Consider the following 25,358-nt stretch of genomic DNA (forward strand, 5'->3'; position numbering starts at 1 on the left):
CAGTGCGATACTGGCCGTCGTCATTTCTACGGAAGTCCGTTCATGCGTATCTGGATCGATGCCGACGCCTGCCCCAAGGCGGCCAAGGAACTGGTCTGCAAGTTCGCCCTCAAGCGCAAGCTGGAAGTCTGGATGGTCGCCGGCCAGCCGCAGGTCAAGCCGCCGTTCGCCTGCGTGCGTCTGGTGGTGGTGGAAAGCGGGATGGATGCGGCTGACGATTACCTGGTGGAGCAGGCCGAGCCGGGCGACCTGGCGATCTGCAGCGACGTACCGCTGGCCGATCGGCTGATCAAGAAACAGGTTGCCGCCCTCGATCCTCGCGGCCGCGAGTTCGACGCGCGGAACATGGGCGATAAGCTGGCCATGCGCAACCTGATGGCCGACCTGCGTGACCAGGGGCAGATGGGCGGCGGCCAGGCGCCCTACGCTGAGCGTGACCGCCAGGCGTTCGCCAACGCCCTGGACCGCCTGCTCACCCGCCTGCAGCGGGAAGCCGATCTACGCGCGAGTCAGCCGCACAGATAGGTACCGGTACCGACGGCGACCAGCGTGCCGTCGTCGCTATGCAGTTCCGAGCGCACCACTGCGACCTTGTTGCCCGAGCGAAGCGGCACCGCATGGGCGGTGAACGTCCGGCCGCGTCCCGGGCGCAGGTAGTCGACGCGCAAGTCGATGGTGCCGAGCTTCGACAGCCGCGCCATGCGCTCGTGGCCTGGCAGTTCGCGATGCCGTTCGAGGGCGCCGATCAGGGCCATCGCACCGCCGGTGACGTCGAGCAGGCTGGAGATCACCCCGCCGTGGAGAATGCCCTGGACGAAGTTGCCGATCAGTTCGTCCTTCATCGGCAGGTCGAGGACTACCCGCTCGCGGCCGAGGCTCGCCACGCGGATCCCGAGCATGCGGTTGAAGGGGATGCGCTGGAAGAAATCCGCCACCAGTTGGTGGACGTCGTCAGGCAGGGCGGGGGAGGGCGTTTCGCTCATCGCGGCGTCTCGATTCGATGGTTTCGAGACGCACGCTGGCGTAGCGGCACGGATTTGAAAAGGGCGGCGGCGCGACCGCCCTCGTGCTTGGCCGATCAGGCCTTGTCCTGGTCCACCAGTTCGAGCACCCGGTCGACCAGCTTGTTGATCCCGGAAGCGGCTTCGGCGATCGACTGGGCGAGCATGTAGGCCGGGGTGGTCACCAGCTTGCGCGCGCTGTCTTCGACGATCTCGTCCACCGGCGCGTCGATGTGCTCGGCACCCATCTGCTTCAGCGAGTCGGCGGTGTCGGCGTCGTTGCCGATGGTGCATTGGACGCCGGCACCGTAGATCTTCGCCGCCATCGCCGGAGCGATGCAGATCAGCCCGACTGGCTTGCCGGCTTCGGCGAAAGCCTTGGCCAGCGCCAGCACGTCCGGCTGCACCTGGCATTGCGCGCCGTTGATGGCAAAGTCGCTGAGGTTCTTCGCAGCGCCGAAGCCACCGGGCACGATCAGCGCGTCGTAGTCCTCGGCGCGGGCTTCGCGCAGATCCTTGACTTCGCCGCGGGCGATACGCGCGGACTCGACCAGGACATTGCGGCTTTCCGGCATTTCCTCGCCGGTCAGGTGGTTGACCACATGGTGCTGGGCGATGTTCGGCGCGAAGCATTGTGCCTCGGCGCCGCGCTGGCTGAGGCGGAGCAGGGTGATCACGCTTTCGTGGATTTCCGCGCCATCGTAGACGCCACAACCGGAGAGGATGACGGCAACTTTCTTGTGCATGAGGCTTACTCCTTGGGAACGCAGGATCCGGACCGGACGGGCCTGGCCGGGGTCGGTATCGCGCAAGCATAGCGAGCCGCCGGCCCCGGCGGCCAGCCGGAGCGGAGGGTACAAGGAGTTGGAGTGTGCGAAGGGGCCGGCTGTTCAGTCGCGCCGGCGCGGGTTCACTCGGATTTGTCGGCGTTGCCGCCCGCGCCGTTGCCGCGCGGTGTCTTGAAACGCCGCCATAGCCAGAGCAGCAGGCCCAGCACGATCAGGCCGCCGAGGACCATGAGTTCGTATTTCTTGATGTTGCCGAGCATGCCTTCCAGTACGCTGCCGAAATAGTAGGCGGCGGAGCCCAGCGCGGCGGCCCAGACGATGGCGCCGATGCCGTTGAGAAGAAGATAGCGGGCCGGTGGATAGCCGGACAGGCCGATGGCCACCGGCATCACCGTACGCAGGCCGTAGACGAAGCGGAAACTCAGCACCCACAGGTCAGGATGGCGGCGCACATGGTCCAGCGCCTTGTCGCCGAGCTTCTGCCAGCGCGGCTTGCGCGCCAGCAACCGGCGTCCGTGGCGGCGTCCGAGGAAGTACCAGAGTTGGTCACCGGCGTAGCTGCCGAGGAAGGCGGTGAGAATCACGGTATCCAGCTGCATGTAGCCGCGGAAGGCAAGGAACCCGGCCAGCACGAGAATGGTTTCGCCCTCGAAGAAAGTACCGAGAAAAAGGGCGAAATAGCCGAAGTCCTGCAGGAATTGTTGGAGCATCATCGGGGCAGCGAAGCGAAATGAACGCGCAGCCTAACTCGGTTGAGGGCGTGGGGAAAGCGCGATCGTCACGGCCCAGGTCATTGATTGTGCAATGAATGGCCTTTGCCGCTGGCTTTTTGCGATGATTGGCGGTGCGGCAGGATGCCGCGACCTTGAGTCACTGTCGTCGCTTGTTGCCAATCCGTCATAATCAGGGACTATAACTGTCACACTGTGCCCGTTATCTGGGCCCTGGAGTAAACCGTGAGCTTCACTCCCGCCAACCGCGCCTATCCCTACACCCGCCTGCGGCGCAATCGCCGCGATGACTTCTCCCGCCGCCTGGTCCGCGAGAATGTCCTCACCGTCGACGACCTGATCCTGCCGGTGTTCGTCCTCGATGGGGTCAACCAGCGTGAAAGCATTCCGTCGATGCCCGGCGTCGAGCGCCTGTCCATCGACCAGTTGCTGATCGAGGCGGAAGAGTGGGTGGCCCTGGGCATTCCGGCGCTGGCGCTGTTCCCGGTGACCCCGGTGGAGAAGAAGTCCCTGGACGCCGCCGAGGCATACAACCCGGAAGGCATCGCCCAGCGCGCCACCCGCGCCCTGCGCGAGCGCTTTCCGGAGCTGGGCATCATCACCGACGTGGCGCTCGACCCGTTCACCACCCATGGCCAGGACGGCATCCTGGATGACGACGGTTACGTCCTCAACGACGTCAGCATCGACGTGCTGGTACGGCAGGCGCTGTCCCACGCCGAGGCCGGCGCCCAGGTGGTAGCGCCCTCGGACATGATGGACGGTCGCATCGGTGCGATCCGCGAGGCCCTGGAGTCTGCCGGTCACACCAATGTGCGGATCATGGCCTACTCGGCCAAGTACGCCAGCGCCTACTACGGTCCGTTCCGCGATGCGGTCGGCTCGGCTTCGAACCTCGGCAAGGGCAACAAGGCCACCTACCAGATGGATCCGGCGAACAGCGACGAGGCACTTCACGAAGTGGCCGCCGACCTGGCCGAAGGCGCCGACATGGTGATGGTCAAGCCGGGCATGCCCTACCTCGACATCGTGCGTCGGGTGAAGGATGAATTCCGCGCCCCGACCTTTGTCTACCAGGTCAGCGGCGAGTATGCGATGCACATGGGCGCCATCCAGAACGGCTGGCTGGCCGAATCGGTGATCCTCGAATCCCTTACCGCCTTCAAACGTGCCGGCGCCGATGGCATTCTGACCTACTTCGCCAAGCAGGCCGCAGAACAATTAAGACGGGGGCGTTGACCCCCTCGGGAAGATGAATGAATACGCAGCAAGGACTTGATGAGATCGAACGTATCGCCGCCGACGAAACCGTAGTGGCGAACGTGGAAAGCGAAGCAGAAGTGAAGATGGCCGAAACGATCCCGGTGGAAACGCCACCTGCGGTGGTTCCCAGCGTGGATGACAGCAGCCTGTACATTCATCGCGAGCTCTCCCAGTTGCAGTTCAACATCCGCGTGCTGGAACAGGCGCTGGACGAGTCCTACCCGCTCCTGGAGCGGCTGAAGTTCCTCCTCATCTTCTCGAGCAACCTCGACGAATTCTTCGAGATCCGCATCGCCGGCCTGAAGAAGCAGATCACCTTCGCCCGCGAGCAGGCCGGCGCCGACGGCCTGCTGCCGCACCAGGCCCTGGCGCGGATCAGCGAGCTGGTCCACGAGCAGGTATCGCGGCAGTACCGGATCCTTAACGAGACCCTGTTGCCGGAGCTGGCCAAGCACCAGATCCGCTTCATCCGCCGGCGTCACTGGACGCTGAAGATCAAGACCTGGGTGCGGCGCTTCTTCCGCGACGAGATCGCGCCGATCATCACCCCGATCGGCCTCGACCCGACCCACCCGTTCCCGCTGCTGGTGAACAAGAGCCTCAACTTCATCGTCGAGCTGGAGGGGATGGATGCCTTCGGCCGCGACTCCGGCCTGGCGATCATCCCGGCGCCGCGCCTGCTGCCACGGATCATCAAGCTGCCGGAAGACGTTGGCGGCGAGGGCGACAACTACGTGTTCCTGTCGTCGATGATCCACGCCCACGCCGACGACCTGTTCCCCGGCATGAAGGTGAAGGGCTGCTACCAGTTCCGCCTGACCCGCAACGCCGACCTGTCGGTGGACACCGAGGATGTCGAGGACCTGGCCCGCGCGCTGCGCGGCGAGCTGTTCTCGCGTCGCTACGGGGACGCGGTACGCCTGGAGGTGGTGGATACCTGCCCGCAGAACCTGACCAACTACCTGCTCAAGCAGTTCGGCCTGTCCGAAAGCGAGTTGTACAAGGTCAGCGGCCCGGTCAACCTGACCCGCCTGTTCAGCGTCACCGGCCTGGAAAGCCATCCGGAGCTGCAGTACCCGCCCTTCACCCCGGCGATCCCGCGTCTTTTGCAGAAGAAGGAAAACCTCTTCAACGTCCTCAGCAAGCTCGATGTGTTGCTGATGCACCCGTTCGAGTCCTTCACCCCGGTGATCGACCTGCTGCGCCAGGCCGCCAAGGATCCGAACGTGCTGGCGATCAAGCAGACCCTGTACCGCAGCGGCGCCAACTCGGAGATCGTCGACGCCCTGGTCGAGGCGGCACGCAACGGCAAGGAGGTCACCGCGGTGATCGAGCTGCGCGCCCGCTTCGACGAAGAGTCCAACCTGCAACTGGCCAGCCGCCTGCAACAGGCCGGCGCGGTAGTGATCTACGGCGTGGTCGGCTTCAAGACCCACGCCAAGATGATGCTGATCCTCCGTCGCGAGGACGGCGAACTGCGCCGCTACGCGCACCTGGGCACCGGCAACTACCATGCCGGCAACGCTCGCCTGTACACCGACTACAGCCTGCTGACCGCCGACGTGGCGCTCTGCGAGGACCTGCACAAGCTGTTCAACCAGCTGATCGGGATGGGCAAGACGCTGCGCATGAAGAAGCTGTTGCATGCGCCGTTCACCCTGAAGAAGAACCTGCTGGAAATGATCAACCGCGAGGCGGCCCAGGCGGCGCTCGGCCAGCCGGCGCACATCATGGCCAAGGTCAACTCGCTGACCGATCCGAAGGTCATCCGCGCCCTGTACAAGGCCAGCCAGGCCGGGGTCAGGATCGACCTGGTGGTGCGTGGCATGTGCTGCCTGCGGCCAGGCATCCCGGGGGTCTCGCACAATATCCACGTGCGCTCGATCATCGGACGCTTCCTCGAGCACAGCCGCATCTACTACTTCCTCAACGGCGGCGACGAGAAGCTCTATCTATCCAGCGCCGACTGGATGGAGCGCAACCTCGACATGCGCGTCGAGACCTGCTTCCCGGTGGAAGGCAAGAAGCTGGTGCAGCGGGTCAAGAAGGAACTGGAAACGTACCTGACCGACAACACCCAGGCCTGGGTGTTGCAGGCCGACGGTAGCTACCAGCGGCTCAGCCCCACCGGTAACCAGAACCCCCGCAATACCCAGGCGACCCTGCTGGAGAAGCTGGCCGCGCCGGTGCTTACCGCACGTTGAGGCTGTAGCCGACCCGCTTGAGCCATTCGGCTTCCTGGGCGAAGTCGGCCTGGGTCAGCGGGTTGGCTTCCAGCCAGCCCTCGGGGAAGGTCACCGAAAGGCTCTTGGGCTCTGCCTTCAGGCGCACCGAGGGCATTTCCTGGGTGCCGCGAATGTGGTGGAAGAGGATCGCGAAGCGCAGCACGATGCACAGGCGCACCAACTTGTCGCCTTCCGCGGCGAACTCCGCCAGCTTATCCGCCGGAATGTTGCGGCGGTGGCCGCGTACCAGTAGCGACAGCATCTGCTGGTCCTGGCGCGAGAAGCCAGCCAGGTCGGAGTGCTCGATCAGGTAGGCGCCGTGCTTGTGGTAGTGGTAATGGGCGATGTCCAGGCCGATCTCGTGGACCCGTGCGCCCCAGCTCAGCAGGTCGCGGTGCAGTTCGTCGTTCAGCTCCCAGGCGTCGCCGACTTCGGCAAGCACCTTGAGGGCCTTGGCCTCCACCCGCGAAGCCTGCTCCGGATCGACGTGGTAGCGCTGCATCAGCGAACTGATGGTGCGTTCGCGCACGTCCTCGTGCTGGTGACGGCCGACCAGATCGTAGAGAACGCCTTCGCGCAGGGCGCCCTCGGAGTGAACCATCTGCTCCAGTTCCAGCGCGTCGAAGATTGCTTCGAGAATGGCCAGTCCGGCCGGGAAGATGGTCCGGCGGTCCGGCTTGATCCCCTCCAGATCGAGCTTCTCCACGTCGCCGAGCTTGAGCACCTTGCGCTTCAGCCAGGCCAGTCCGTCCGGGCTGATCTCGCCGTTGCCGTGGCCGCCGGCCTTGATCGCCAGCGCCACTGCGCGGATGGTGCCGGAGGCGCCGACCGCCTGTTGCCAGCCGAGGCGCCGCAGGCTGTTCTCGATGCCCATCAGTTCCAGGCGTGCGGCGGTGTACGCCTGGGCGTAGCGGGCCGGGGTGATCTTGCCGTCGCGGAAGTAGCGTTGGGTGTAGCTGACGCAACCCATCTGCAGGCTTTCCCGCAGCTCGGACTCGAAACCCTGGCCGATGATGAACTCGGTGCTGCCGCCGCCGATGTCGCTGACCAGCCGGCGACCGCCGCTGTCGGGCATGCTGTTGGCGACGCCAAGGTAGATCAGGCGGGCTTCCTCGCGGCCGGAGATGACTTCCACGGGATGGCCGAGAACCTCTTCCGCACGACGGATGAAATCGCTGCGGTTGCGCGCCTCGCGCAAGGCGTTGGTCGCGACCACGCGTACGGAACCCTGGGGCATGCCGCTGATGAACTGGGCGAAGCGGCGCAGGCAGTCGAGGCCACGCTGGGTGGCCTCCTCGCTGAGATTGCGCTCCTCGTCGAGGCCGGCGGCCAGTTGGACCTTCTCGCCCAGCCGTTCGAGGATGCGGACTTCGCCGTGGATATTGGCCTTGGCCAGACAGAGGTGGAAACTGTTGGAACCCAGGTCCAGGGCGGCAATCAGCGGGAATGCCTCGGCAGGTTTTTGCGGCATGCTTTGCAAGTCCATTGGAAAACTGCGCCATCCTGCCACGATAGGGCGAGGGTCGCCAATGCGGCAGCCGATCAATCGGGAATCAGCCGACCAACGATAGAGACTCTCAATCGGCTGCGCCTTCCGGCGAGGGTCAAGGCGGGATATGATGGTCGGCACTTTCGCGTTTCAATTCGCGTCCGACTACGGAGAGATTTCATGAGCGAACATATCGTCAACGTTACTGATGCCAGCTTCGAGCAGGACGTGCTGAAGGCCGACGGCCCTGTGCTGGTGGACTACTGGGCCGAGTGGTGCGGTCCGTGCAAGATGATCGCGCCGGTGCTGGACGAAGTCGCCAGGGACTATCAGGGCAAGCTGAAGGTCTGCAAGCTGAACATCGACGAGAACCAGGACACCCCGCCGAAGTACGGCGTGCGTGGCATCCCTACCCTGATGCTGTTCAAGGACGGCAATGTCGAGGCGACCAAGGTCGGCGCACTGTCCAAGTCGCAGCTGGCGGCCTTCCTCGACGCCAATATCTGAGCCGGGCCCAGGCCTCGCTGGAAAGCCCCGCGATTCGCGGGGCTTTTTTTTGCGTTTCTATAGACGCCACGCGGCCACGGTGTTAAATTCGGGTTCGCGACGTTTTTTCCGTCGCCTTCTGCATGCCGTCCCGGACGCACTTCCTACTCGAACTTTCTAGCGCTCCTGTCGCCCCCTTGCGACACGGCTTTCCCAAGCTCGACGCTTTCTCCAATTCCTCTTTCTGCGTACCTATCTCTTTCCTATGAATCTGACCGAACTCAAGCAAAAGCCGATTGCCGAACTGCTGGAAATGTCCGATGCCATGGGCCTGGAAAACATGGCCCGTTCGCGCAAGCAGGACATCATCTTCGCCCTGCTGAAGAAGCACGCGAAAAGTGGTGAAGAGATCTCCGGCGATGGCGTGCTGGAGATTCTTCAGGACGGCTTCGGCTTCCTGCGCTCCGCCGACTCTTCCTACCTGGCCGGCCCCGACGACATCTATGTCTCGCCGAGCCAGATCCGGCGCTTCAACCTGCGCACGGGCGACACCATCATCGGCAAGATCCGGCCGCCGAAAGAGGGCGAACGCTACTTCGCCCTGCTCAAGGTCGACTCGATCAACTTCGATCGTCCGGAGAATGCGAAGAACAAGATTCTCTTCGAGAACCTGACGCCGCTGTTCCCCAACGAGCGGATGAAGATGGAAGCCGGCAACGGCTCCACCGAAGACCTGACCGGCCGCGTCATCGACCTCTGCGCGCCGATCGGCAAGGGCCAGCGCGGCCTGATCGTGGCGCCGCCGAAGGCGGGCAAGACCATCATGCTGCAGAACATCGCCAGCAACATCACCCGCAACAACCCCGAATGCCACCTGATCGTACTGCTGATCGACGAGCGCCCTGAGGAAGTGACCGAAATGCAGCGCACCGTGCGCGGCGAAGTGGTCGCCTCGACCTTTGACGAACCGCCGACCCGTCACGTACAGGTCGCCGAGATGGTGATCGAGAAGGCCAAGCGCCTGGTCGAGCACAAGAAGGACGTGGTCATCCTGCTCGACTCCATCACCCGTCTGGCGCGGGCCTACAACACCGTGATCCCCAGCTCCGGCAAGGTGCTCACCGGCGGTGTCGACGCCCATGCCCTGGAGAAGCCGAAGCGCTTCTTCGGCGCCGCGCGGAACATCGAAGAGGGCGGTTCTCTTACGATTCTCGCCACGGCGTTGGTGGAAACCGGCTCGAAGATGGACGAGGTGATCTACGAGGAATTCAAGGGTACCGGCAACATGGAACTCCCATTGGATCGCAAGATCGCCGAGAAGCGCGTGTTCCCGGCCATCAACATCAACCGTTCGGGTACCCGCCGCGAAGAGCTGCTGACCAGCGAGGACGAGCTCCAGCGCATGTGGATCCTGCGCAAGATCCTGCACCCGATGGACGAGATCTCCGCGATCGAATTCCTCATCGACAAGCTCAAGCAGACCAAGACCAACGATGAGTTCTTCGATTCGATGAAACGGAAGTAGTCTTCCAGGGAATTGAAGAAGGCGCTCCGGTTTGACCGGAGCGCCTTTTTTCATGCCTGGAGAAAAATAGATGTCGAGCCTGCCTTATCGAAGAGATATCGATGGATTGCGCGCACTGGCCATCTTGCCGGTGGTGTTCTATCACTTGGGCTTGGGCGGTTTCACCGGCGGCTATGTCGGCGTCGATGTCTTTCTGGTGATTTCCGGCTACCTGATCACTTCGATCATCCGGCGCGATCGGCAGGCCGGGCGTTTCAGCTTCGTCGATTTCTGGGCTCGCCGGGCGCGACGCATCCTCCCCGCTTTGTTCGTTATGATGGCCGTCAGCCTGGCGGCCGGCTGGTTCCTGATGGAACCGCGGGACTACGAGCAATTGGGTCGTTCGGTGCGTTACCAGACGATGTTCGCCTCGAACATCCTGTTCTGGAAGCAGGATGGCTATTTCGACGCCGCGTCCGAATTCAAGCCGCTATTGCATACCTGGTCATTGTCGGTGGAAGAGCAGTTCTACATTCTCTTCCCTCTACTGCTGGCCGCGGTCTCCGGGCGTCTGCTGCGCTGGCGGCTCGCCATCCTCCTCGCGGTCCTGGCGCTATCGCTGGCGGCCAGCGTCTGGGCGGTTAGCCAGCGACCTGGCAGTGCATTCTTCCTCCTGCCGATGCGCGCCTGGGAACTCCTGGCGGGTGCCGCGCTGGCGTTGCTGCCGGGCGGTAGCCGCGGTCATTCGCAGTGGTCCCTGCAACTGGCGGCCACCCTCGGGGTAGCGGCGATTCTCCTGCCGGTGTTCTTCTACGACAGCGACACTCCTTTCCCCGGCCTCGCGGCGCTGCCGGCGGTGCTTGGCACCGCCCTGCTGATCTGGGCCAACGGCGCCGGCGACACCTGGGTTCGCCGCCTGCTGGGCTGGCAACCGCTGGTCTGGTTCGGTCTGATCTCCTATTCGCTGTACCTCTGGCACTGGCCGCTGTACGTCTTCGTCCAGTACCACGCACTGGAAACCCTGGGCCTGCCGGCACGCCTGGGGTTGCTGGCGGCGAGCATCGGCCTGGCGGCACTGTCGCTGTACTACGTCGAGGCTCCGTTCCGCGAGCGCAAGCTGTTCGCCGGGCGCCGGCAGATGCTTGGCGCGGCGCTGTGCAGCTTGCTGCTGCTGGGAGTCGTCGGCCAGTTGGTGCGGTATTACGACGGCGTGCCGTCGCGTCTTTCCGAGGAAGCCTTGCGTTATGCCAAGGCGTCCAAATGGCGCGATGGGCAGACCGACTGCATGTTCGACAAGAAGGCGCTCAGTCAGGAAAGCATCTGCCGCTTCCCGGCGGAACTGGCTGCCGAACGACCGCTGCTGGTCAGTTGGGGCGACAGCCATTCCGCGGCGTTGAGCCCGCTGCTGCGCGAACTGGCTGCCAGTCGCCGACTGCCGATCTGGCAGGCTTCGCTGGCGGGCTGTCCGCCGTTGCTGGGGATGTTGGAAAAGGACAATTGCCTGCGTTTCAATCAGCAGATGCTCGAGTTCGTCGAACAGCAGCGGCCGGGCGGGGTGATCCTCGCCGGGCGCTGGGACATGTATGTCTACGGCGACTCGCAGGACGGCACCCGCAACATTCTCCGCGAGCCGGACGACACGCCGGACAGCTCGATCGCCGAGGCGCTGCTGCGGCAACGCCTGAGCGGGATGATCGAAAGGCTGAACGCGGCCGACGTACATGTCTGGCTGGTCAAGGACGTACCGCTGCTGCCATTCAAGGCACCGGCGCGGCTGGTGCGGCTGAGTCTGAGCGGGGAGGATGTCGGGCGCGCACGTTTTCCCTTCGCTGAGCACACTGCGCGCGTCGCCTACGTGAATGCGCTGTTCGATGCGCTGGCCGAAGGCAACCCGCGGGTGAGCGTGATCGACCCCTCCAGCGTGCTCTGCGATGGCCGGGATTGTTTCGCCGAACGTGATGGCTGGTCGCTGTACATGGATAACAACCACCTTTCGACCCAGGGGGCCCATGAACTCGGGCCTTTGTTCGAGCCGATGCTACAGAGCCTCGACGACTCGCGGATCGCCAGCCAGCAGTGACCGAATGCCGCGTTTGCCTGCTGCCGGATGGGCCGGGAGCAGGTAGGATGTGGGGTCTTGCAGTGAATGGTTAGGCCAATGACGTTCAAGGATCTCCGCGATTTCATCGCCCAGCTGGAGCAGCGCGGTGCGTTGAAGCGCATCCAGGTGCCGATTTCCCCCGTGCTCGAGATGACCGAGGTGTGCGACCGCACGTTGCGCGCCAAGGGCCCGGCATTGCTGTTCGAAAAGCCGACCGGCTTCGACATGCCGGTACTCGGCAACCTGTTCGGTACGCCGGAGCGCGTGGCGCTGGGCATGGGCGCCGAGGACGTCGGCGCGCTGCGCGAGATCGGCAAGCTGCTGGCGCAACTCAAGGAGCCCGAGCCGCCGAAGGGTCTCAAGGACGCCTGGGCCAAGCTGCCGATGTACAGGAAGGTCCTGTCCATGGCGCCGAAGGTGCTCAAGGACGCCCCCTGCCAGGAAGTGGTCGAGGAGGGCGAGGATGTCGACCTCGGCCGGCTGCCGGTCCAGACCTGCTGGCCGGGCGATGTCGGGCCGCTGATCACCTGGGGCCTGACCGTTACCCGCGGGCCGAACAAGGAACGGCAGAACCTGGGCATCTACCGCCAGCAGGTGATCGGCCGCAACAAGGTGATCATGCGCTGGCTCAGCCATCGCGGCGGCGCACTGGACTACCGCGAGTGGTGCCAGAAGCATCCGGGCCAGCCCTATCCGGTAGCCGTGGCGCTGGGCGCCGATCCGGCGACCATCCTCGGTGCGGTGACGCCGGTGCCGGACACCCTTTCCGAATACGCTTTCGCCGGCCTGTTGCGCGGGCATCGTACCGAGCTGGTCAAGTGTCGCGGCAGCGACTTGCAGGTGCCGGCCAGCGCCGAGATCGTCCTCGAAGGGGTGATCCACCCCGGCGAGATGGCCGACGAAGGTCCCTATGGCGATCACACCGGCTACTACAACGAGGTCGATCGCTTCCCGGTGTTCACCGTCGAGCGCGTCACCCGCCGGCAGAAACCGATCTACCACAGCACCTACACCGGGCGTCCGCCGGACGAGCCGGCGATCCTCGGGGTGGCGCTGAACGAAGTATTCGTGCCGATCCTGCAGAAGCAGTTCCCGGAAATCGTCGATTTCTACCTGCCGCCGGAAGGTTGTTCCTACCGGATGGCGGTGGTGACCATGAAGAAGCAGTACCCAGGGCACGCCAAGCGCGTGATGCTCGGGGTCTGGTCGTTCCTGCGGCAGTTCATGTACACCAAGTTCGTCATCGTCACCGACGATGACATCGATGCGCGCGACTGGAACGATGTGATCTGGGCCATCACCACGCGGATGGACCCCAAGCGCGACACGGTGATGATCGACAACACGCCCATCGACTACCTCGACTTCGCCTCGCCGGTCTCCGGCCTCGGCTCGAAGATGGGGCTTGATGCCACCCACAAGTGGCCGGGCGAGACCAGCCGCGAATGGGGGCGCGCCATCGTCAAGGACGAAGCGGTGACACGGCGCATCGACGCGCTCTGGTCGAGCCTCGGGATCGACTGATGCGTATCGTCCTGCAACCGTCCGGCGCCTGCCTCGAGCTGCTGCCGGGGGAACGCATCCTCGATGGCGCCCGGCGGCTTGGCTACGACTGTCCGCAGAGCTGCCGCAACGGCAACTGCCATATCTGCGCGGCGCTGCTGGTGGAGGGGCGGGTACGCCAAAACGGCGAGGTACGCGATCATGGCGAACTCTTCACCTGCCTCGCCGAGCCGCTGGAAGACTGCGTGCTGCATTGGGACGGGGTGCTGGCGCCGGGTGAACTGCCTCTGCGCAAGCTGACCTGCCAGTTGAGCTTCTGCGAAGAGGTCGGCGGCGACGTCTACCGGGTCGGCCTGCGCGCGCCGGCCGGCAAGCCGCCACGCTATCACGCCGGGCAGTACCTGTTGCTGGAGCGTGACGGCGGCGACAGCGCGGCGTTTTCCCTGGCCTCCGCGCCGCATGCGGGACGCGACCTGGAGTTGCACATCCTGGCCAAGGAAGACAGTGCCGTCGCGCTGATCGCGCAGTTGCAGCGCGAGCGCCTGGCACGGATCCAGCTGCCGTTCGGCGACGCGCACCTGGCGGAACTGCCCGACGGTCCGCTGGTGCTGATCGCTGCGGGAACCGGCATGTCGCAGATGCACAGCCTGATCGAGCACTGCCGCGCCGCCGGCTTCGCCCATCCTGTACATCTCTACTGGGGCGTTCGGCGTCCGGAGGATTTCTACCGACTGCCACACTGGACGGAGTGGGAAGGCCTGCCGAACCTGTTCCTGCACCGGGTGGTCAGCGACCTCTGTGGCTGGGAGGGGCGTTGCGGCTTGCTGCACGAGGCGGTGCGCGAGGATTTCGCCGACCTGTCGAGCCTGCATGTGTATGCCAGCGGCTCGCCGGCGATGGTCTACGCGACCCTGGATGCCCTGGTCGAAGCAGGGATGGACGCGCACCAGATGCGCGCCGACGTGTTCGCCTACGCGCCGCGGGACTGAACGCGGCTCCGGCCTGGCGCCGGAGCCGCCGCGTCATCCGCCGGCTTGCTGCGGCGCGGCCTGGACCGCGGGTTTGCGCAGGGTCAGGCAGAGGAACAGGATGGCCAGCAGGCAGGCGCCGATCAGCAGCTTGAAGCCACCGTCCCAGCCGAAGTGGTCCACCGTGTAGCCGACCAGGGCGTTGGCCGCCACCGAACCGCCGAGGTAGCCGAACAGACCGGTGAAGCCGGCGGCGGTGCCGGCCGCTTTCTTCGGCGCCAGCTCCAGGGCCTGCAAGCCGATCAGCATCACCGGGCCGTAGATCAGGAAGCCGATCATGATCAGCGCGGCCATGTCGATCGCCGGGTTGCCGGCCGGGTTCAGCCAGTAGATCAGGGTGCCGACGGTCACCAGGATCATGAACACCACGCCGGTGGCGCCGCGATTGCCCTTGAACAGCTTGTCCGACAGCCAGCCGCAGAGCAGGGTACCGGGAATCCCCGCCCATTCGTAGAAGAAGTACGCCCAGGACGACTTGTCGACGTTGAAGTGCTTGGCCTCCTTGAGGTAGGTCGGCGCCCAGTCGAGCACACCGTAGCGCAGCAGGTAGACGAACACGTTGGCCAGGGCGATGTACCAGAGCAGCTTGTTGCGCAGCACGTAGGTGACGAAGATCTCCTTGGTCGACAGCTCGCGCTCGTGGTGTTCGTCGTAGCCTTCGGGGTAGTCGTCCTTATGCTTCTCGATCGGCGGCAGGCCGCAGGATTGCGGGGTGTCGCGCATGGCGAAATAGGCGAACACGGCTACGCCCACGGCGACGATGGCCGGCACGTAGAAGGCCGAGCGCCAGTCGCCGAACAGCGCCAGGCCGAGCAGGAACAGCGGGCCGATCAGGCCGCCGCCGACATTGTGGGCGACGTTCCACACCGAGACCACGCTGCCGCGCTCCTTCTGCGACCACCAGTGGACCATGGTCCGTCCGCTCGGCGGCCAGCCCATGCCCTGGGCCCAGCCGTTGATGAAGAGCAGGACGAACATGATGGCGACGCTGGAGGTAGCCCAGTGCGCGAATCCGAAAATGAACATCACCGCCGCCGACACCAACAGGCCGAACGGCAGGAAGACCCGTGGGTTGGAACGGTCCGAGACCAGGCCCATGATGAATTTCGACAGGCCGTAGGCGATGGCGATGGCCGACATCGCGACGCCCAGCTGGCCGCGACTGTAGCCGTCCTCGATGAGGTAGGGCATGGCCAGGGAGAAGTTCTTGCGCAGCAGGTAGTAACCCGCGTAGCCGATGAAGATACCGGCGAAGATCTGCCAGCGCAGGCGCCGGTAGGTGCTGTCCACCTCGGCATCGGGCAGTGGCGCCTGGTGTGGCGCGGGACGAAAGATTCCGAACATCGCGAACTCCGCTTGTTGTTGTGTCGCGCCTTTTTACGCGGTTGCGAACACTACATTTTTCGTAAATGAAAAAATAGCGGAAATGTTACAGGTTGAGTGCATTGGTCGGAAATAAGAAAGCCCCGGTCGGAAACCGGGGCCTTCATAGGGGAAAAACATCTGACAGCGTGGGCCTCGGCCGGTGTATCGCTCCGGCCCGCCATGCCTTTCTCCGCAGGGGCGGGAGGCAATACTCGCCGCCTTCGTGGCTCAGCGAACCTCCACCACCACCTTGCCGACCGCCTTGCGCTGGCCGAGGGCGTCGATGGCGTCACCGGCCCGTTCCAGCGGGAAGCGCTGCGACACCAGCGGTTTCAGCTTGCCTTCGGCGTGCCAGGCGAACAGCTGGCGGAAGTTGTCAGCGTTGTCCTGCGGCTGGCGTTGGGCGAACGATCCCCAGAACACGCCGACCAGCGAGGCGCCCTTGAGCAGGGTCAGGTTGGCCGGCAGCGAAGGGATGCTGCCGCTGGCGAAGCCGACCACCAGCATCCGTCCGTTCCAGGCGATGCTGCGGAAGGCCTCCTCGAACAGTTCGCCGCCCACCGGATCGTAGATCACATCGACGCCCTGGCCGCCGGTCAAGGCCTTGAGCTGCTCGCGCAGGCTACCTTCGCTGTAGTTGATCAGTTCGTCGGCGCCGGCGGCCTTGGCCACGGCGAGCTTGTCGGGGGTACTGGCGGCAGCGATCACCCGGGCGCCCATGGCCTTGCCGATCTCCACGGCAGCCAGCCCGACCCCGCCGGAAGCGCCGAGTACCAGCAGGGTCTCGCCGGGTTGCAGGTTGGCGCGCTGTTTCAGGGCGTGCATCGAGGTGCCGTAGGTCATGCCGAAGGCGGCGGCGCTGGCGAAGTCCATGCCTTCGGGTATCGGCATCACGTTATAGCCGGGCACCTTGACCTGCTCGGCGAAGCTGCCCCAGCCGGTCAGGGCCATGACCCGGTCGCCGGGCCTGACGTGGGCGACCTTTTCGCCGACCGCGGCGACCACTCCGGCCGCCTCGCCGCCCGGGGAGAAGGGGAAGGGCGGCTTGAACTGGTACTTGCCCTCGATGATCAGGGTGTCGGGGAAGTTGACCCCGGCGGCGTGCACATCGAGGAGGATTTCGTTCTTCGCCGGGCTCGGGCTGGCGATTTCTTCCAGGACCAGGCTGCTGGCCGGGCCGAAGGCTTTGCAGAGGACGGCTTTCATCGGGGACGCTCCAGTTTGCGGTCCGGCCAGTGTAGGAGGGAGACGCCGGGGGTCAATCAGCATCGCCGCAACTGATGGTTGTCCATAAACCCCGGGCTTGGGCCCGGCCGAGAGTCTGGCTATGCTTGCCGGCATTCGTCGAGGAGATGCGCCCGTGAGAACCCCCATTGCCCTGTCGCTGGCCCTGTGCCTGAGTCTGTTCCCGTCGTTCGCCTCGGCCGAGGAGGCCGCGCCGGAAGGCGAGGGCGCGAACAAGCCGGTCTACGTCGACCTGACCCCGGCGCTGGTCGGCAACTACGGCAGCGGGCCGCGCCTGCAGTACTACAAGGCCGACATCGCCCTGCAGGTGGCCGACAAGGACGCGGCGACCAAGGTCGAGCATCACGAGCCCTTGATCCGCAACCAGTTGATCATGCTGTTCGCCCAGCAGACCGACCAGAGCCTGGGTACGGTCGAGGCCAAGGAAAGCCTGCGCCAGGAGGCGCTGAAGCAGGTCCAGCAGACCCTCGAGCAGGAAGAGGGCAAGCCGCTGGTGACCGACCTGCTGTTCAACAACCTCATCGTCCAGCCCTGAGGTCAACTATCCGTTCTGTCCCGCGCTCCCGGATGCGAGGCACCGGGGATTCTGCTTTCCTGTGAGGTTCGGTCGGGCGCGTCTGACGTGCATCAACACCCGCGCGCCGCCCTGGAGGGACAATCGAGCCAGTGAAGTCCGCGGCGGCCGCGCTTTCCAGCGTGAGCGTCATCGCCGCGGCCTGGCCGAACGTGCGAGGAGAAGGGATGAAACAGGAAAGCAAACGGTGGCTGAGCCGTGCCCTGGTCGTGGCGGCGCTGCTCGGCGTAGGAGTGCTGGTCTGGCAGGTATCGCGACCGACTGGCCTGGGCGAGGGATTCGCCAGCGGCAACGGACGCATCGAGGCCACCGAGGTGGACGTGGCGGCCAAGCTTCCCGGGCGGGTCGCCGAGATCAAGGTCGACGAGGGCGACTTCGTCAAGGCCGGCGAAATCGTCGCGCGGATGGATACCCAGGTGCTCGAGGCGCAGTTGGCCCAGGCCCAGGCCCAGGTGCGCCAGGCGGAGAACGCCAAGCTCACCGCGACCTCGCTGGTGGCCCAGCGCGAGAGCGAGAAGAGCACCGCCCAGGCCGTGGTGGCGCAGCGCCAGGCCGAACTGACAGCGGCGCAGAAGCGCTTCACCCGTACCGAGGCGCTGGTCAAGCGCAATGCCCTGCCGCAACAGCAACTCGATGACGATCGGGCGACCCTGCAGAGCGCCCAGGCGGCGTTGTCCGCGGCACGCTCGCAAGTGATTTCGGCGCAGGCGGCGATCGAGGCCGGGCGTTCCCAGGTAATCGAGGCGCAGTCGGCCATCGAGGCGGCCAAGGCCAGCGTCACCCGGCTCCAGGCGGATATCGACGACAGCCTGCTCAAGGCGCCGCGCAACGGCCGCGTGCAGTACCGCGTGGCACAGCCGGGGGAAGTGCTGCCGGCCGGTGGCAAGCTGCTCAACATGGTCGACCTGGCCGACGTCTACATGACTTTCTTCCTGCCATCCATGCAGGCCGGCAGGGTCGGACTGGGCCAGGAAGTGCGCTTGGTGATCGACGCGGTGCCGGACTACGTGATCCCGGCCAAGGTTTCCTATGTCGCCAGCGTCGCCCAGTTCACCCCGAAAACGGTGGAAACCGCCAACGAGCGGGAGAAGCTGATGTTCCGGGTCAAGGCGCGGCTCGATCCGGCGCTGCTGGAAAAATACATCACCTACGTCAAGACCGGCGTGCCCGGAATGGCCTACCTGCGACTGGACCCTGAGGTCGAGTGGCCGGCCAACCTGCAGATCAAGGTTCCGCAATGACCGCTGGCGGGAGCGGCGTGGCGAGCCTCCGGGGCGTTTCGCTGCGCTACGGCGAGACGCGCGCGGTGGACGACGTCAGCCTGGAGATCCCGGCCAACCGCATGGTCGGCCTGATCGGTCCGGACGGGGTCGGCAAGTCCAGCCTGCTGGCGCTGCTGGCCGGCGCACGGAAGATGCAGGATGGCGAGATCCGCGTGCTCGATGGCGACATGCGCGACCGCCGCCACCGCCGGGCGGTCTGCCCGCGCATCGCCTACATGCCCCAGGGGCTGGGCAAGAACCTCTACCCGACGCTCTCGGTGTTCGAGAACGTCGACTTCTTCGGTCGGCTGTTCGGCCACGACAAGGCCGAGCGCGAGCGGCGCATCGCCGATCTGCTGCAAAGCACCGGATTGGCGCCGTTCGCCGAGCGTCCTGCGGGCAAGCTGTCCGGCGGCATGAAGCAGAAGCTCGGGCTGTGCTGCGCGCTGATCCACGATCCCGACCTGCTGATCCTCGACGAGCCGACCACCGGCGTCGACCCGCTGTCGCGCAACCAGTTCTGGGAGCTGATCGGCCGTATCCGCGCGGGCCGCGAAGGCATGAGCGTGCTGGTCGCCACCGCCTACATGGAGGAAGCCGAGCGCTTCGACTGGCTGGTGGCGATGGATGACGGAAAGGTCCTGGCCACCGGTACGCCGCAGGAGCTGCGCGAGCGTACCGGGACGCAGAGCCTCGAGTCGGCGTTCATCGCCCTGCTGCCGGAAAGCAAGCGCGCCGGCCACCATCGATTGGTGATCCCGCCGCGACCGCAGAGCGAAGGCGCGCCGCGGATCGCCATCGAGGCCGAGGGCCTGACCTGTCGTTTCGGCGACTTCGTCGCGGTCGATCACGTCAGCTTCCGTATCGAGCGTGGGGAAATCTTCGGCTTCCTCGGCTCCAACGGCTGCGGCAAGTCCACCACCATGAAGATGCTCACCGGCCTGCTGCCGGCGAGCGAAGGCACGTGCGCGCTGTTCGGCCAGGCGGTGGACGCCAGCGACATGGCGACCCGTCGTCGGGTCGGCTACATGTCCCAGGCCTTTTCCCTGTATGCCGAGCTGAGCGTGCGGCAGAACCTGGTGCTGCACGCCCGGCTGTTCCACCTACCGGCGGATGGTATCCCGGCACGGGTCGGCGAAATGCTCCGGCGCTTCGACCTGGAGAAGGTGGCCGACGAGCTGCCCGACGACCTGCCGCTGGGCATCCGCCAGCGTCTGTCGCTGGCGGTGGCGGTGATCCACAAGCCGGAGATCCTGATCCTCGACGAGCCCACTTCGGGGGTCGACCCGGTGGCTCGCGACGGCTTCTGGGAACTGATGGTCGAGCTGTCGCGCCGCGACGGGGTGACCATCTTCATTTCCACCCACTTCATGAACGAGGCCCAGCGCTGCGATCGCATCTCGCTGATGCATGCCGGCAAGGTACTGGCCAGCGATACTCCCGATGAGCTGGTGCGCCAGCGTGGCCTGCCGACCCTGGAAGCGACCTTCATCGCGTACCTGGAAGAAGCCGCCGGTGCCGCCGCGCCAGCGCAACCGGCCGAGGCGCCGGCCGTCGCGGAGCAGCCCGGCGATGGCCAGGGGCGCCAGGCGCAACGCCAACGCTTCAGCCCCCTGCGGCTGTTCAGCTATGCGCGCCGCGAAGCCATGGAACTGCGCCGCGACCCGATCCGCCTGACCCTGGCCCTGCTCGGCACCGCGCTGCTGATGTTCATCATCGGCTACGGCATCAACATGGACGTCGAGGACCTCTCCTGGGCGGTCCTTGACCGTGACCAGACCACCACCAGCCAGGCCTACGCGCTGAATATCGCCGGCTCGCGCTATTTCGTCGAACATGCGCCGATCACCGATCCGGACGACCTCGACCGGCGCCTGCGCAGCGGCGAGCTGAGCCTGGCGGTGGAGATCCCGCCGAACTTCGGGCGCGATCTCAAGCGTGGCTCCGATCCTGCCATCGGCGTGTGGATCGACGGAGCGATGCCGACCCGTGCCAACACCGTGCTCGGCTACGTGCAGGGCCTGCACACCAGCTACCTGGCGGACCTCTCGCGGCAGGTGGGTGGGGCCGAGGCCAGCGCGGCGGCCAGCACCGAGGTGCGCTATCGCTACAACCCCGACGTGGAAAGCCTGAAGGCGATGGTGCCGGCGGTGATCCCGCTGCTGCTGATCATGATCCCGGCCATGCTCACCGCCCTCGGCGTGGTGCGCGAAAAGGAACTGGGCTCGATCACCAACCTCTATGTCACCCCGGTGACGCGCCTGGAGTTCCTGGTCGGCAAGCAGTTGCCTTACGTCGCCATGGGCATGATCAACTTCCTGCTGATGCTGGTCCTGGCCATCGTGGTATTTCGCGTGCCGCTCAAGGGCAGCTTCCTGGCGTTGACCATCGGCGCTTTCCTCTATGTGGTCACCAGCACCGGCCTCGGGCTGTTCCTCTCGACGTTCATGCGCAGCCAGATCGCCGCTGTATTCGGCGTGGCGATCGCCACCATGATCCCGGCGATCCAGTTCTCCGGGCTGATCCACCCGGTGTCCTCGCTGGAAGGTGCGGCGGCCTGGATCGGCAAGCTCTATCCGACCTCGCATTTCCTGGTGGTCAGCCGCGGCGCCTTTTCCAAATCGCTGGGCCTGCCCGATCTCTGGGCCTACTACCTGCCGCTTGCCGCTTCCATCGTGGTGCTGACCCTGCTCAGCGTGGCCTGCCTGAAGAAGCAGGAGGACTGAGCGATGCGCAGCCTGGCCAACATCTTCAACCTGGGCATCAAGGAGTTCCGCAGCCTCGGCCGCGACTACGCGATGCTGGCACTGATCGTCTGGGCCTTCACCCTGGGCGTCTACAGTTCCGCTACCGGTATTCCGGAAACCTTGCATCACGCGCCGATCGCGGTGGTCGACGAGGACCGCTCGCAACTCTCGTCGCGTATCGTCAATGCCTTCCAGCCCCCGTACTTCCGGCCGCCGGAAATGATCGGGCATGCCGAGATGGATCGCGGCATGGACGTCGGCCTGTATACCTTCACCCTCGATATCCCGCCGGACTTCCAGCGCGACGTGCTGGCCGGGCGCAAGCCCTCGATCCAGGTCAACGTCGACGCGACCCAGACCGGGCAGGCGTTCTCCGGCGCGGGCTACATCCAGAACATCGTCGCCACCGAGGTGCGCGAGTTCGTCAGCCGCTACCGCGCGGAGCCGAGCATGCCGGCGCAGATCGAGGTGCGCATGGAGTTCAACCCGAACCTGACCCAGGCCTGGTTCGGCGGGGTGATGGAAGTGATCAACCAGATCACCATGCTGTCGATCATCCTCACCGGCGCCGCGCTGATCCGCGAGCGCGAGCACGGCACCGTCGAGCACCTGCTGGTGATGCCGCTGTCGGCCTTCGAGATCATGATGGCCAAGGTCTGGTCGATGGGGCTGGTGGTGCTGGTGGCGGCGGGGCTCTCGTTGCAGTGGGTGGTGCGTGGCTGGCTGGACGTGCCGATCAGCGGCTCGGTGGGACTGTTCCTGCTCGGCGCCGGATTGCATCTGTTCGCCACCACCTCCATGGGCATATTCCTCGGCACGGTGGCGCGCTCGATGCCGCAGCTCGGATTGCTGACCATCCTCGTGCTGCTGCCGCTGAACATCCTTTCGGGCGGCAGCACGCCACGGGAAAGCATGCCGGAACTGGTGCAGAACATCATGCTGGCGGCGCCGACCACGCATTTCGTCAGCCTGGCCCAGGCGATCCTGTTCCGCGGCGCCGGTTTCGACATCGTCTGGCCGCAGTTCGCCGGCATCGTGGCGATCGGTTCGGCGTTCTTCTTCGGCGCGCTCTGGCGTTTCCGCCGGACCATCTCGCAGATGGCCTGAGCGATGGCTTCAGCGTTTCGCCAGCGGCAGGATCGCCTGCCATTCCTCGGCGCTGACCGGCATCACCGAGAGACGGCTGCCCTTCTGCACCAGGGCGAGGTTGGCCAGGGCGTCCTGCGCCTTCAGCCGGGCCAGTGGAACGACCTCGGCGAAGGCTTCGACGAAGCTGACGTCGCGGGCGCTCCAGGGATTCTTCTCGGCGCTGGCCTTGGGGTCGTGGTAAGGGCTGGCGGGATCCAGGGCCGTGGGATCGGGATAGGCTTCGCCCTCGATGCGGGCGATACCGGCGATGCCGGGCTGCGGGCAACTGGAGTGGTAGAAGAAGAACAGGTCGCCGGGGTTCATGCTGCGGATGAAGTTGCGCGCCTGGCAGTTGCGCACGCCATCCCAGCGGGCGGTTCCGAGGCGCTGCAGGTCGCGGATCGAGAGTTCGTCCGGCTCGGATTTCATCAGCCAGTAGGCAGGCATGAACTTTGCTCCTCTTTCGTAGATGTACGTAGGAAACGTCTGCGCGTGACCACCGGTCGCCGGTGTAATTGCGTATGACTTCAGCTTATCGGAAAATGCCGTTTTTCAGCGGGGCAGGGTGCTCAGGCGATAAGATAATCGCAAGGACCGGCCTCGAAAATTGCCTGGAAGGGGGAGGCAATCGATGAAGCGCAAGCCAGACTTGCTGTGGGTTTTGGTCATCATCTTCGGACTTGGGGTCGTCACCACCGGTTATACCCAGAGCCTCTGGGAACGACAGGCCAGTACGCCCGCCCAGGTGACGCAACAGCCGTAAGACTCGCCGGGTATCGCATGGAACGCGGTACCCAGGGTTCTCCCTCCTTCCTAGCGTTTCCCTGCCACGTACCAGCCCACATCGGTCACCGTTCCCGCCAGGGGAATGTCCCAGCTGGCCAGCGCCAGTCGATCCACCTTCTGACATTCATGGGCCAGGCCGATCAGCGTCGGTTTGTGACCATTTTTGCGCCTCGTCAGGTAGGCCAGGCTGCGGTCGTAGAAGCCGCCGCCCATGCCCAGGCGCCCGCCCTGTTCGTCGAACCCCACCAGCGGCAGCAGTACCAGGTCCAGCGCCCAGGCCTTGCGCTGGCGGCCGGCGTCGGCCAGCGGTTCGCTGATGCGGAAGCGGTTGCGGGTCCAGCGTTCGCCGCTGCCGACCCGCTGGAACACCATGCGCGTCCGCGGCCAGGGCGCCAGCACCGGCAGGTAGGTGGCCTTGCCGCGCTTCTGCGCCGCACGCAGCAGCGGACGCGGGTCGATCTCGCCGTCGTTGGGCAGGTACAGGGCGATATGGCGGGCACGGCGAAAAAGGGGATGCTGCGCCAGTTGTCGATAGAGGGCGCGGGCGGCGAGGCGTTGCTGCAGGGGGGAGAGCGCGCGGCGCGCCTGGCGGAGCTTGCGGCGCAGGGCCGGGCGGCTGAGGTCTTGCGATTCGATCATGTGGAAAGGTAGCTCCCCGGTCGTGCCGCTGTCGGGTTAGCCCTTGAACCCGAAAGTTCAAGGTGGCGGTTGCAGTAGACCTTAAGGCTTTCCGTCGTGCGGACATGCACACCGGTCCAACTGGCAACCTCCGTTGTTGCAGTTATCGGCTCAGGGACATCACCGACTGGCCAACACACCAGGGAGCGGAGGCCAGTATACCCGAATTGGCCGTGCCCGGGTCAGGCTTCGCCGGCATCGGCCGGATTCGCCAGGGCGCGGTCGACGCGATCGAGCAGTTCGCGCACGCGCTCGCGGGTCGAGCTGCTTTCCTGGTCCAGGCGCTCCTTGCGGTGCAGCAGGTCGTGGGTGATGTTGAGGGCGGCCATCACGGCAACCCGGTCGGCGCCGATGACTTTGCCGCTGGAGCGGATCTCGCGCATCTTGCCGTCCAGGTAACGGGCGGCGCTTTCCAGGTTGGCGCGCTCGTCGTCCGGGCAATTGATGCAGTATTCCTTGTCGAGAATCTGCACGGTGAGGGTATTCGACTGGCTCATGTGTCCTGCTCCAAGGCTTTCAGACGCAAAATCATCGCTTCGACCTTGTGTCTCGCCATTTCGTTCTTTTCGATCAGATGAGCGCGCTCTTCGCGCCAGGACTTTTCGTTCGCCCGCAGCAGCCGGTTCTCCGCCTTGAGCTGTTCCAGCTTCTGGAGCAGCTGGTCGAACTTGGCCGTCAACAATTGCAGATCGGCGTCTTCCATGGGCTCTCGCTTGGGAATTGGGGTGATTGGACAACTATATAGGATCGTCCCCGGTCGGGGCCAATGCCCCGGCCGGGCCGGCGCGCCGGCAACCGGTCGCATGGTCTTGCCGGGGCGGGCGGTGCTAGGATAACCATCTTCATTTCACGTGTAGCGCCCCAATGGCGCCCAGCCGTCAGGGTCCCGAGATGTCCACTCAGAATTCCGCCTACAGCGCCTTTTCCTCCCTTCTCGCCGAGGCGGCCATGCCGGTCTCGCCGGCCGAACTGCACGGCCATCTGCTGGGTCGGGTCTGCGCCGGCGCCGGCTTCGACGAGGCCGCCTGGCAACACGCTGCCGCCGAACTGCTCGGCGGCGCGCCGGGCGAACGACTCAAGGCCGCGTTGTCCGGCCTGCTCGGCATGGTCCGGCAGGACTTTTCCGCCGGCGAGGTCGCCGTCGTCATGCTCCTGCCCGACGACGAAACCCCGCTCGCCCAGCGCACCGAGGCGCTCGGCCAATGGTGCCAGGGTTTCCTCGCCGGCTTCGGCCTCACCGCCCGCGAAGGCAGCCTGACCGGCGAGGCCGAGGAAGTGCTGCAGGACATGGCCGCCATCGCCCAGGTCCAGGGCCAGCTGGAAGACAGCGAGGATGGCGAGACGGACTATATGGAAGTCATGGAATACCTGCGGGTCGCTCCGCTGCTGCTGTTCGCCGAGTGCGGCAAGCCGCTGGAGCCCGCTCCCAAGCCTTCACTGCACTGAGGTTTCTG

At 65.3% G+C, this 25,358-nt stretch carries 24 protein-coding genes and 1 other RNA gene; 14 read left to right on the plus strand and 11 right to left on the minus strand.

Annotated features, from left to right (window positions below; genetic code table 11):
• Positions 1 to 42: 42 nt before the first annotated feature.
• Entirely contained in the window at positions 43 to 525 is a 483-nt protein-coding gene (locus LT948_RS25575) for a YaiI/YqxD family protein (protein ID WP_003136094.1), read from the plus strand.
• Here the strand turns inward: LT948_RS25575 and LT948_RS25580 are convergent.
• From LT948_RS25580 to LT948_RS25590, 3 genes are all read right to left on the minus strand, one after another.
• Positions 510 to 983 (minus strand): thioesterase family protein, encoded by a 474-nt coding sequence (locus LT948_RS25580; protein WP_003096359.1) that lies wholly within the window; start codon positions 981 to 983, stop codon positions 510 to 512. The genes LT948_RS25575 and LT948_RS25580 overlap by 16 nt on opposite strands.
• A gap of 95 nt (positions 984 to 1,078) precedes the next feature.
• Entirely contained in the window at positions 1,079 to 1,747 is a 669-nt protein-coding gene (gene elbB / locus LT948_RS25585) for an isoprenoid biosynthesis glyoxalase ElbB (RefSeq protein ID WP_003096356.1), read from the minus strand.
• A 164-nt stretch (positions 1,748 to 1,911) separates the two neighbouring features.
• Positions 1,912 to 2,502 carry a DedA family protein gene (locus LT948_RS25590; protein WP_003096354.1) on the minus strand — a complete coding sequence of 197 codons (591 nt, stop codon included), beginning with the start codon at positions 2,500 to 2,502 and terminating at the stop codon, positions 1,912 to 1,914.
• A 243-nt stretch (positions 2,503 to 2,745) separates the two neighbouring features.
• On the opposite strand from LT948_RS25590, the gene hemB reads away from it, so the two are divergent.
• Positions 2,746 to 3,759: a porphobilinogen synthase gene (gene hemB, locus LT948_RS25595; protein WP_003096352.1), complete on the plus strand. Its 1,014-nt coding sequence runs from the start codon at positions 2,746 to 2,748 to the stop codon at positions 3,757 to 3,759.
• Between the two features lie 17 nt (positions 3,760 to 3,776).
• Complete coding sequence (ppk1, locus tag LT948_RS25600) at positions 3,777 to 5,987, plus strand: polyphosphate kinase 1 (RefSeq protein WP_003096343.1); 2,211 nt, start codon at positions 3,777 to 3,779, stop codon at positions 5,985 to 5,987.
• Here the strand turns inward: ppk1 and ppx are convergent.
• The gene (ppx, locus tag LT948_RS25605; protein ID WP_003099207.1) at positions 5,974 to 7,479 is read right to left on the minus strand and encodes an exopolyphosphatase; all 1,506 of its coding nucleotides are present in this window, start codon (positions 7,477 to 7,479) and stop codon (positions 5,974 to 5,976) included. The genes ppk1 and ppx overlap by 14 nt on opposite strands.
• A 198-nt stretch (positions 7,480 to 7,677) precedes the next feature.
• On the opposite strand from ppx, the gene trxA reads away from it, so the two are divergent.
• From trxA to LT948_RS25630, 5 genes are all read left to right on the plus strand, one after another.
• On the plus strand, positions 7,678 to 8,004 hold the full coding sequence (trxA, locus tag LT948_RS25610; RefSeq protein WP_003096336.1) for a thioredoxin TrxA: 327 nt from the start codon (positions 7,678 to 7,680) through the stop codon (positions 8,002 to 8,004).
• 244 nt (positions 8,005 to 8,248) lie between these two features.
• Positions 8,249 to 9,508: a transcription termination factor Rho gene (gene rho, locus LT948_RS25615; protein ID WP_003096334.1), complete on the plus strand. Its 1,260-nt coding sequence runs from the start codon at positions 8,249 to 8,251 to the stop codon at positions 9,506 to 9,508.
• A gap of 70 nt (positions 9,509 to 9,578) precedes the next feature.
• Positions 9,579 to 11,567 (plus strand): acyltransferase family protein, encoded by a 1,989-nt coding sequence (locus LT948_RS25620; protein ID WP_033995452.1) that lies wholly within the window; start codon positions 9,579 to 9,581, stop codon positions 11,565 to 11,567.
• Between the two features lie 78 nt (positions 11,568 to 11,645).
• Positions 11,646 to 13,112, plus strand: a complete 1,467-nt coding sequence (ubiD, locus tag LT948_RS25625; RefSeq protein WP_003096332.1) for a 4-hydroxy-3-polyprenylbenzoate decarboxylase — start codon at positions 11,646 to 11,648, stop codon at positions 13,110 to 13,112.
• The gene (locus LT948_RS25630; RefSeq protein WP_003096331.1) at positions 13,112 to 14,080 is read left to right on the plus strand and encodes a CDP-6-deoxy-delta-3,4-glucoseen reductase; all 969 of its coding nucleotides are present in this window, start codon (positions 13,112 to 13,114) and stop codon (positions 14,078 to 14,080) included. Before ubiD ends, LT948_RS25630 begins: the two co-directional genes overlap by 1 nt.
• A 33-nt stretch (positions 14,081 to 14,113) precedes the next feature.
• On the opposite strand, the gene glpT is transcribed toward LT948_RS25630, so the two are convergent.
• Both glpT and LT948_RS25640 read right to left on the minus strand, forming a co-directional pair.
• Positions 14,114 to 15,463, minus strand: a complete 1,350-nt coding sequence (gene glpT / locus LT948_RS25635; RefSeq protein ID WP_003110671.1) for a glycerol-3-phosphate transporter — start codon at positions 15,461 to 15,463, stop codon at positions 14,114 to 14,116.
• A 249-nt stretch (positions 15,464 to 15,712) separates the two neighbouring features.
• Entirely contained in the window at positions 15,713 to 16,690 is a 978-nt protein-coding gene (locus tag LT948_RS25640; RefSeq protein ID WP_003096329.1) for an NADPH:quinone oxidoreductase family protein, read from the minus strand.
• A 154-nt stretch (positions 16,691 to 16,844) separates the two neighbouring features.
• Between LT948_RS25640 and LT948_RS25645 the strand changes: the two genes are divergently transcribed.
• The 4 genes from LT948_RS25645 (at position 16,845) to LT948_RS25660 (ending at position 22,419) form a co-directional block, all read left to right on the plus strand.
• Positions 16,845 to 17,264, plus strand: a complete 420-nt coding sequence (locus tag LT948_RS25645) for a flagellar basal body-associated protein FliL (protein ID WP_003096328.1) — start codon at positions 16,845 to 16,847, stop codon at positions 17,262 to 17,264.
• A 206-nt stretch (positions 17,265 to 17,470) separates the two neighbouring features.
• Complete coding sequence (locus LT948_RS25650) at positions 17,471 to 18,544, plus strand: HlyD family secretion protein (protein WP_003120382.1); 1,074 nt, start codon at positions 17,471 to 17,473, stop codon at positions 18,542 to 18,544.
• Complete coding sequence (rbbA, locus tag LT948_RS25655) at positions 18,541 to 21,291, plus strand: ribosome-associated ATPase/putative transporter RbbA (protein WP_003110670.1); 2,751 nt, start codon at positions 18,541 to 18,543, stop codon at positions 21,289 to 21,291. Before LT948_RS25650 ends, rbbA begins: the two co-directional genes overlap by 4 nt.
• A gap of 3 nt (positions 21,292 to 21,294) precedes the next feature.
• Positions 21,295 to 22,419 carry an ABC transporter permease gene (locus LT948_RS25660; protein ID WP_003110669.1) on the plus strand — a complete coding sequence of 375 codons (1,125 nt, stop codon included), beginning with the start codon at positions 21,295 to 21,297 and terminating at the stop codon, positions 22,417 to 22,419.
• 9 nt (positions 22,420 to 22,428) lie between these two features.
• Here LT948_RS25660 and LT948_RS25665 read toward each other — a convergent pair whose 3' ends face one another.
• Positions 22,429 to 22,887, minus strand: a complete 459-nt coding sequence (locus tag LT948_RS25665; RefSeq protein ID WP_033995450.1) for an EVE domain-containing protein — start codon at positions 22,885 to 22,887, stop codon at positions 22,429 to 22,431.
• 184 nt (positions 22,888 to 23,071) lie between these two features.
• On the opposite strand from LT948_RS25665, the gene LT948_RS33210 reads away from it, so the two are divergent.
• Positions 23,072 to 23,203, plus strand: coding sequence for a hypothetical protein (locus LT948_RS33210; RefSeq protein ID WP_003096323.1), 132 nt, complete (start codon positions 23,072 to 23,074; stop codon positions 23,201 to 23,203).
• Between the two features lie 50 nt (positions 23,204 to 23,253).
• Here the strand turns inward: LT948_RS33210 and LT948_RS25670 are convergent, their stop codons facing one another.
• The 4 genes from LT948_RS25670 to LT948_RS25685 all read right to left on the minus strand — a co-directional run bounded on the left by LT948_RS25670 (position 23,254) and on the right by LT948_RS25685 (position 24,607).
• Entirely contained in the window at positions 23,254 to 23,865 is a 612-nt protein-coding gene (locus LT948_RS25670; protein WP_022581041.1) for a 5-formyltetrahydrofolate cyclo-ligase, read from the minus strand.
• A gap of 9 nt (positions 23,866 to 23,874) precedes the next feature.
• Positions 23,875 to 24,053: non-coding RNA, 6S RNA (gene ssrS / locus LT948_RS25675), on the minus strand.
• A gap of 33 nt (positions 24,054 to 24,086) precedes the next feature.
• Positions 24,087 to 24,401, minus strand: a complete 315-nt coding sequence (locus LT948_RS25680) for a cell division protein ZapA (protein WP_003096316.1) — start codon at positions 24,399 to 24,401, stop codon at positions 24,087 to 24,089.
• Positions 24,398 to 24,607 (minus strand): TIGR02449 family protein, encoded by a 210-nt coding sequence (locus tag LT948_RS25685; RefSeq protein WP_003096314.1) that lies wholly within the window; start codon positions 24,605 to 24,607, stop codon positions 24,398 to 24,400. The genes LT948_RS25680 and LT948_RS25685 overlap by 4 nt, the downstream gene beginning before the upstream one ends.
• A 188-nt stretch (positions 24,608 to 24,795) precedes the next feature.
• Here LT948_RS25685 and LT948_RS25690 point away from each other — a divergent pair, with 188 nt between their 5' ends.
• Complete coding sequence (locus LT948_RS25690; RefSeq protein ID WP_003099193.1) at positions 24,796 to 25,350, plus strand: YecA/YgfB family protein; 555 nt, start codon at positions 24,796 to 24,798, stop codon at positions 25,348 to 25,350.
• Positions 25,351 to 25,358 lie beyond the last annotated feature (8 nt).

The organism is Pseudomonas sp. CP-1 (assembly GCF_021213715.1).
Taxonomy (GTDB): Bacteria; Pseudomonadota; Gammaproteobacteria; order Pseudomonadales; family Pseudomonadaceae; genus Pseudomonas; species Pseudomonas aeruginosa.

Coding starts and splice junctions, on each gene's coding strand:
- LT948_RS25575 (WP_003136094.1), top strand. CDS start 43: ATGCGTATCTGGATCGATGCCGACGCCTGCCCCAAGGCGGCCAAGGAA.
- LT948_RS25580 (WP_003096359.1), bottom strand. CDS start 983: ATGAGCGAAACGCCCTCCCCCGCCCTGCCTGACGACGTCCACCAACTG.
- elbB (WP_003096356.1), bottom strand. CDS start 1,747: ATGCACAAGAAAGTTGCCGTCATCCTCTCCGGTTGTGGCGTCTACGAT.
- LT948_RS25590 (WP_003096354.1), bottom strand. CDS start 2,502: ATGATGCTCCAACAATTCCTGCAGGACTTCGGCTATTTCGCCCTTTTT.
- ppk1 (WP_003096343.1), top strand. CDS start 3,777: ATGAATACGCAGCAAGGACTTGATGAGATCGAACGTATCGCCGCCGAC.
- ppx (WP_003099207.1), bottom strand. CDS start 7,479: ATGCCGCAAAAACCTGCCGAGGCATTCCCGCTGATTGCCGCCCTGGAC.
- trxA (WP_003096336.1), top strand. CDS start 7,678: ATGAGCGAACATATCGTCAACGTTACTGATGCCAGCTTCGAGCAGGAC.
- rho (WP_003096334.1), top strand. CDS start 8,249: ATGAATCTGACCGAACTCAAGCAAAAGCCGATTGCCGAACTGCTGGAA.
- LT948_RS25620 (WP_033995452.1), top strand. CDS start 9,579: ATGTCGAGCCTGCCTTATCGAAGAGATATCGATGGATTGCGCGCACTG.
- ubiD (WP_003096332.1), top strand. CDS start 11,646: ATGACGTTCAAGGATCTCCGCGATTTCATCGCCCAGCTGGAGCAGCGC.
- LT948_RS25630 (WP_003096331.1), top strand. CDS start 13,112: ATGCGTATCGTCCTGCAACCGTCCGGCGCCTGCCTCGAGCTGCTGCCG.
- glpT (WP_003110671.1), bottom strand. CDS start 15,463: ATGTTCGGAATCTTTCGTCCCGCGCCACACCAGGCGCCACTGCCCGAT.
- LT948_RS25640 (WP_003096329.1), bottom strand. CDS start 16,690: ATGAAAGCCGTCCTCTGCAAAGCCTTCGGCCCGGCCAGCAGCCTGGTC.
- LT948_RS25650 (WP_003120382.1), top strand. CDS start 17,471: ATGAAACAGGAAAGCAAACGGTGGCTGAGCCGTGCCCTGGTCGTGGCG.
- rbbA (WP_003110670.1), top strand. CDS start 18,541: ATGACCGCTGGCGGGAGCGGCGTGGCGAGCCTCCGGGGCGTTTCGCTG.
- LT948_RS25660 (WP_003110669.1), top strand. CDS start 21,295: ATGCGCAGCCTGGCCAACATCTTCAACCTGGGCATCAAGGAGTTCCGC.
- LT948_RS25665 (WP_033995450.1), bottom strand. CDS start 22,887: ATGCCTGCCTACTGGCTGATGAAATCCGAGCCGGACGAACTCTCGATC.
- LT948_RS33210 (WP_003096323.1), top strand. CDS start 23,072: ATGAAGCGCAAGCCAGACTTGCTGTGGGTTTTGGTCATCATCTTCGGA.
- LT948_RS25670 (WP_022581041.1), bottom strand. CDS start 23,865: ATGATCGAATCGCAAGACCTCAGCCGCCCGGCCCTGCGCCGCAAGCTC.
- LT948_RS25680 (WP_003096316.1), bottom strand. CDS start 24,401: ATGAGCCAGTCGAATACCCTCACCGTGCAGATTCTCGACAAGGAATAC.
- LT948_RS25685 (WP_003096314.1), bottom strand. CDS start 24,607: ATGGAAGACGCCGATCTGCAATTGTTGACGGCCAAGTTCGACCAGCTG.
- LT948_RS25690 (WP_003099193.1), top strand. CDS start 24,796: ATGTCCACTCAGAATTCCGCCTACAGCGCCTTTTCCTCCCTTCTCGCC.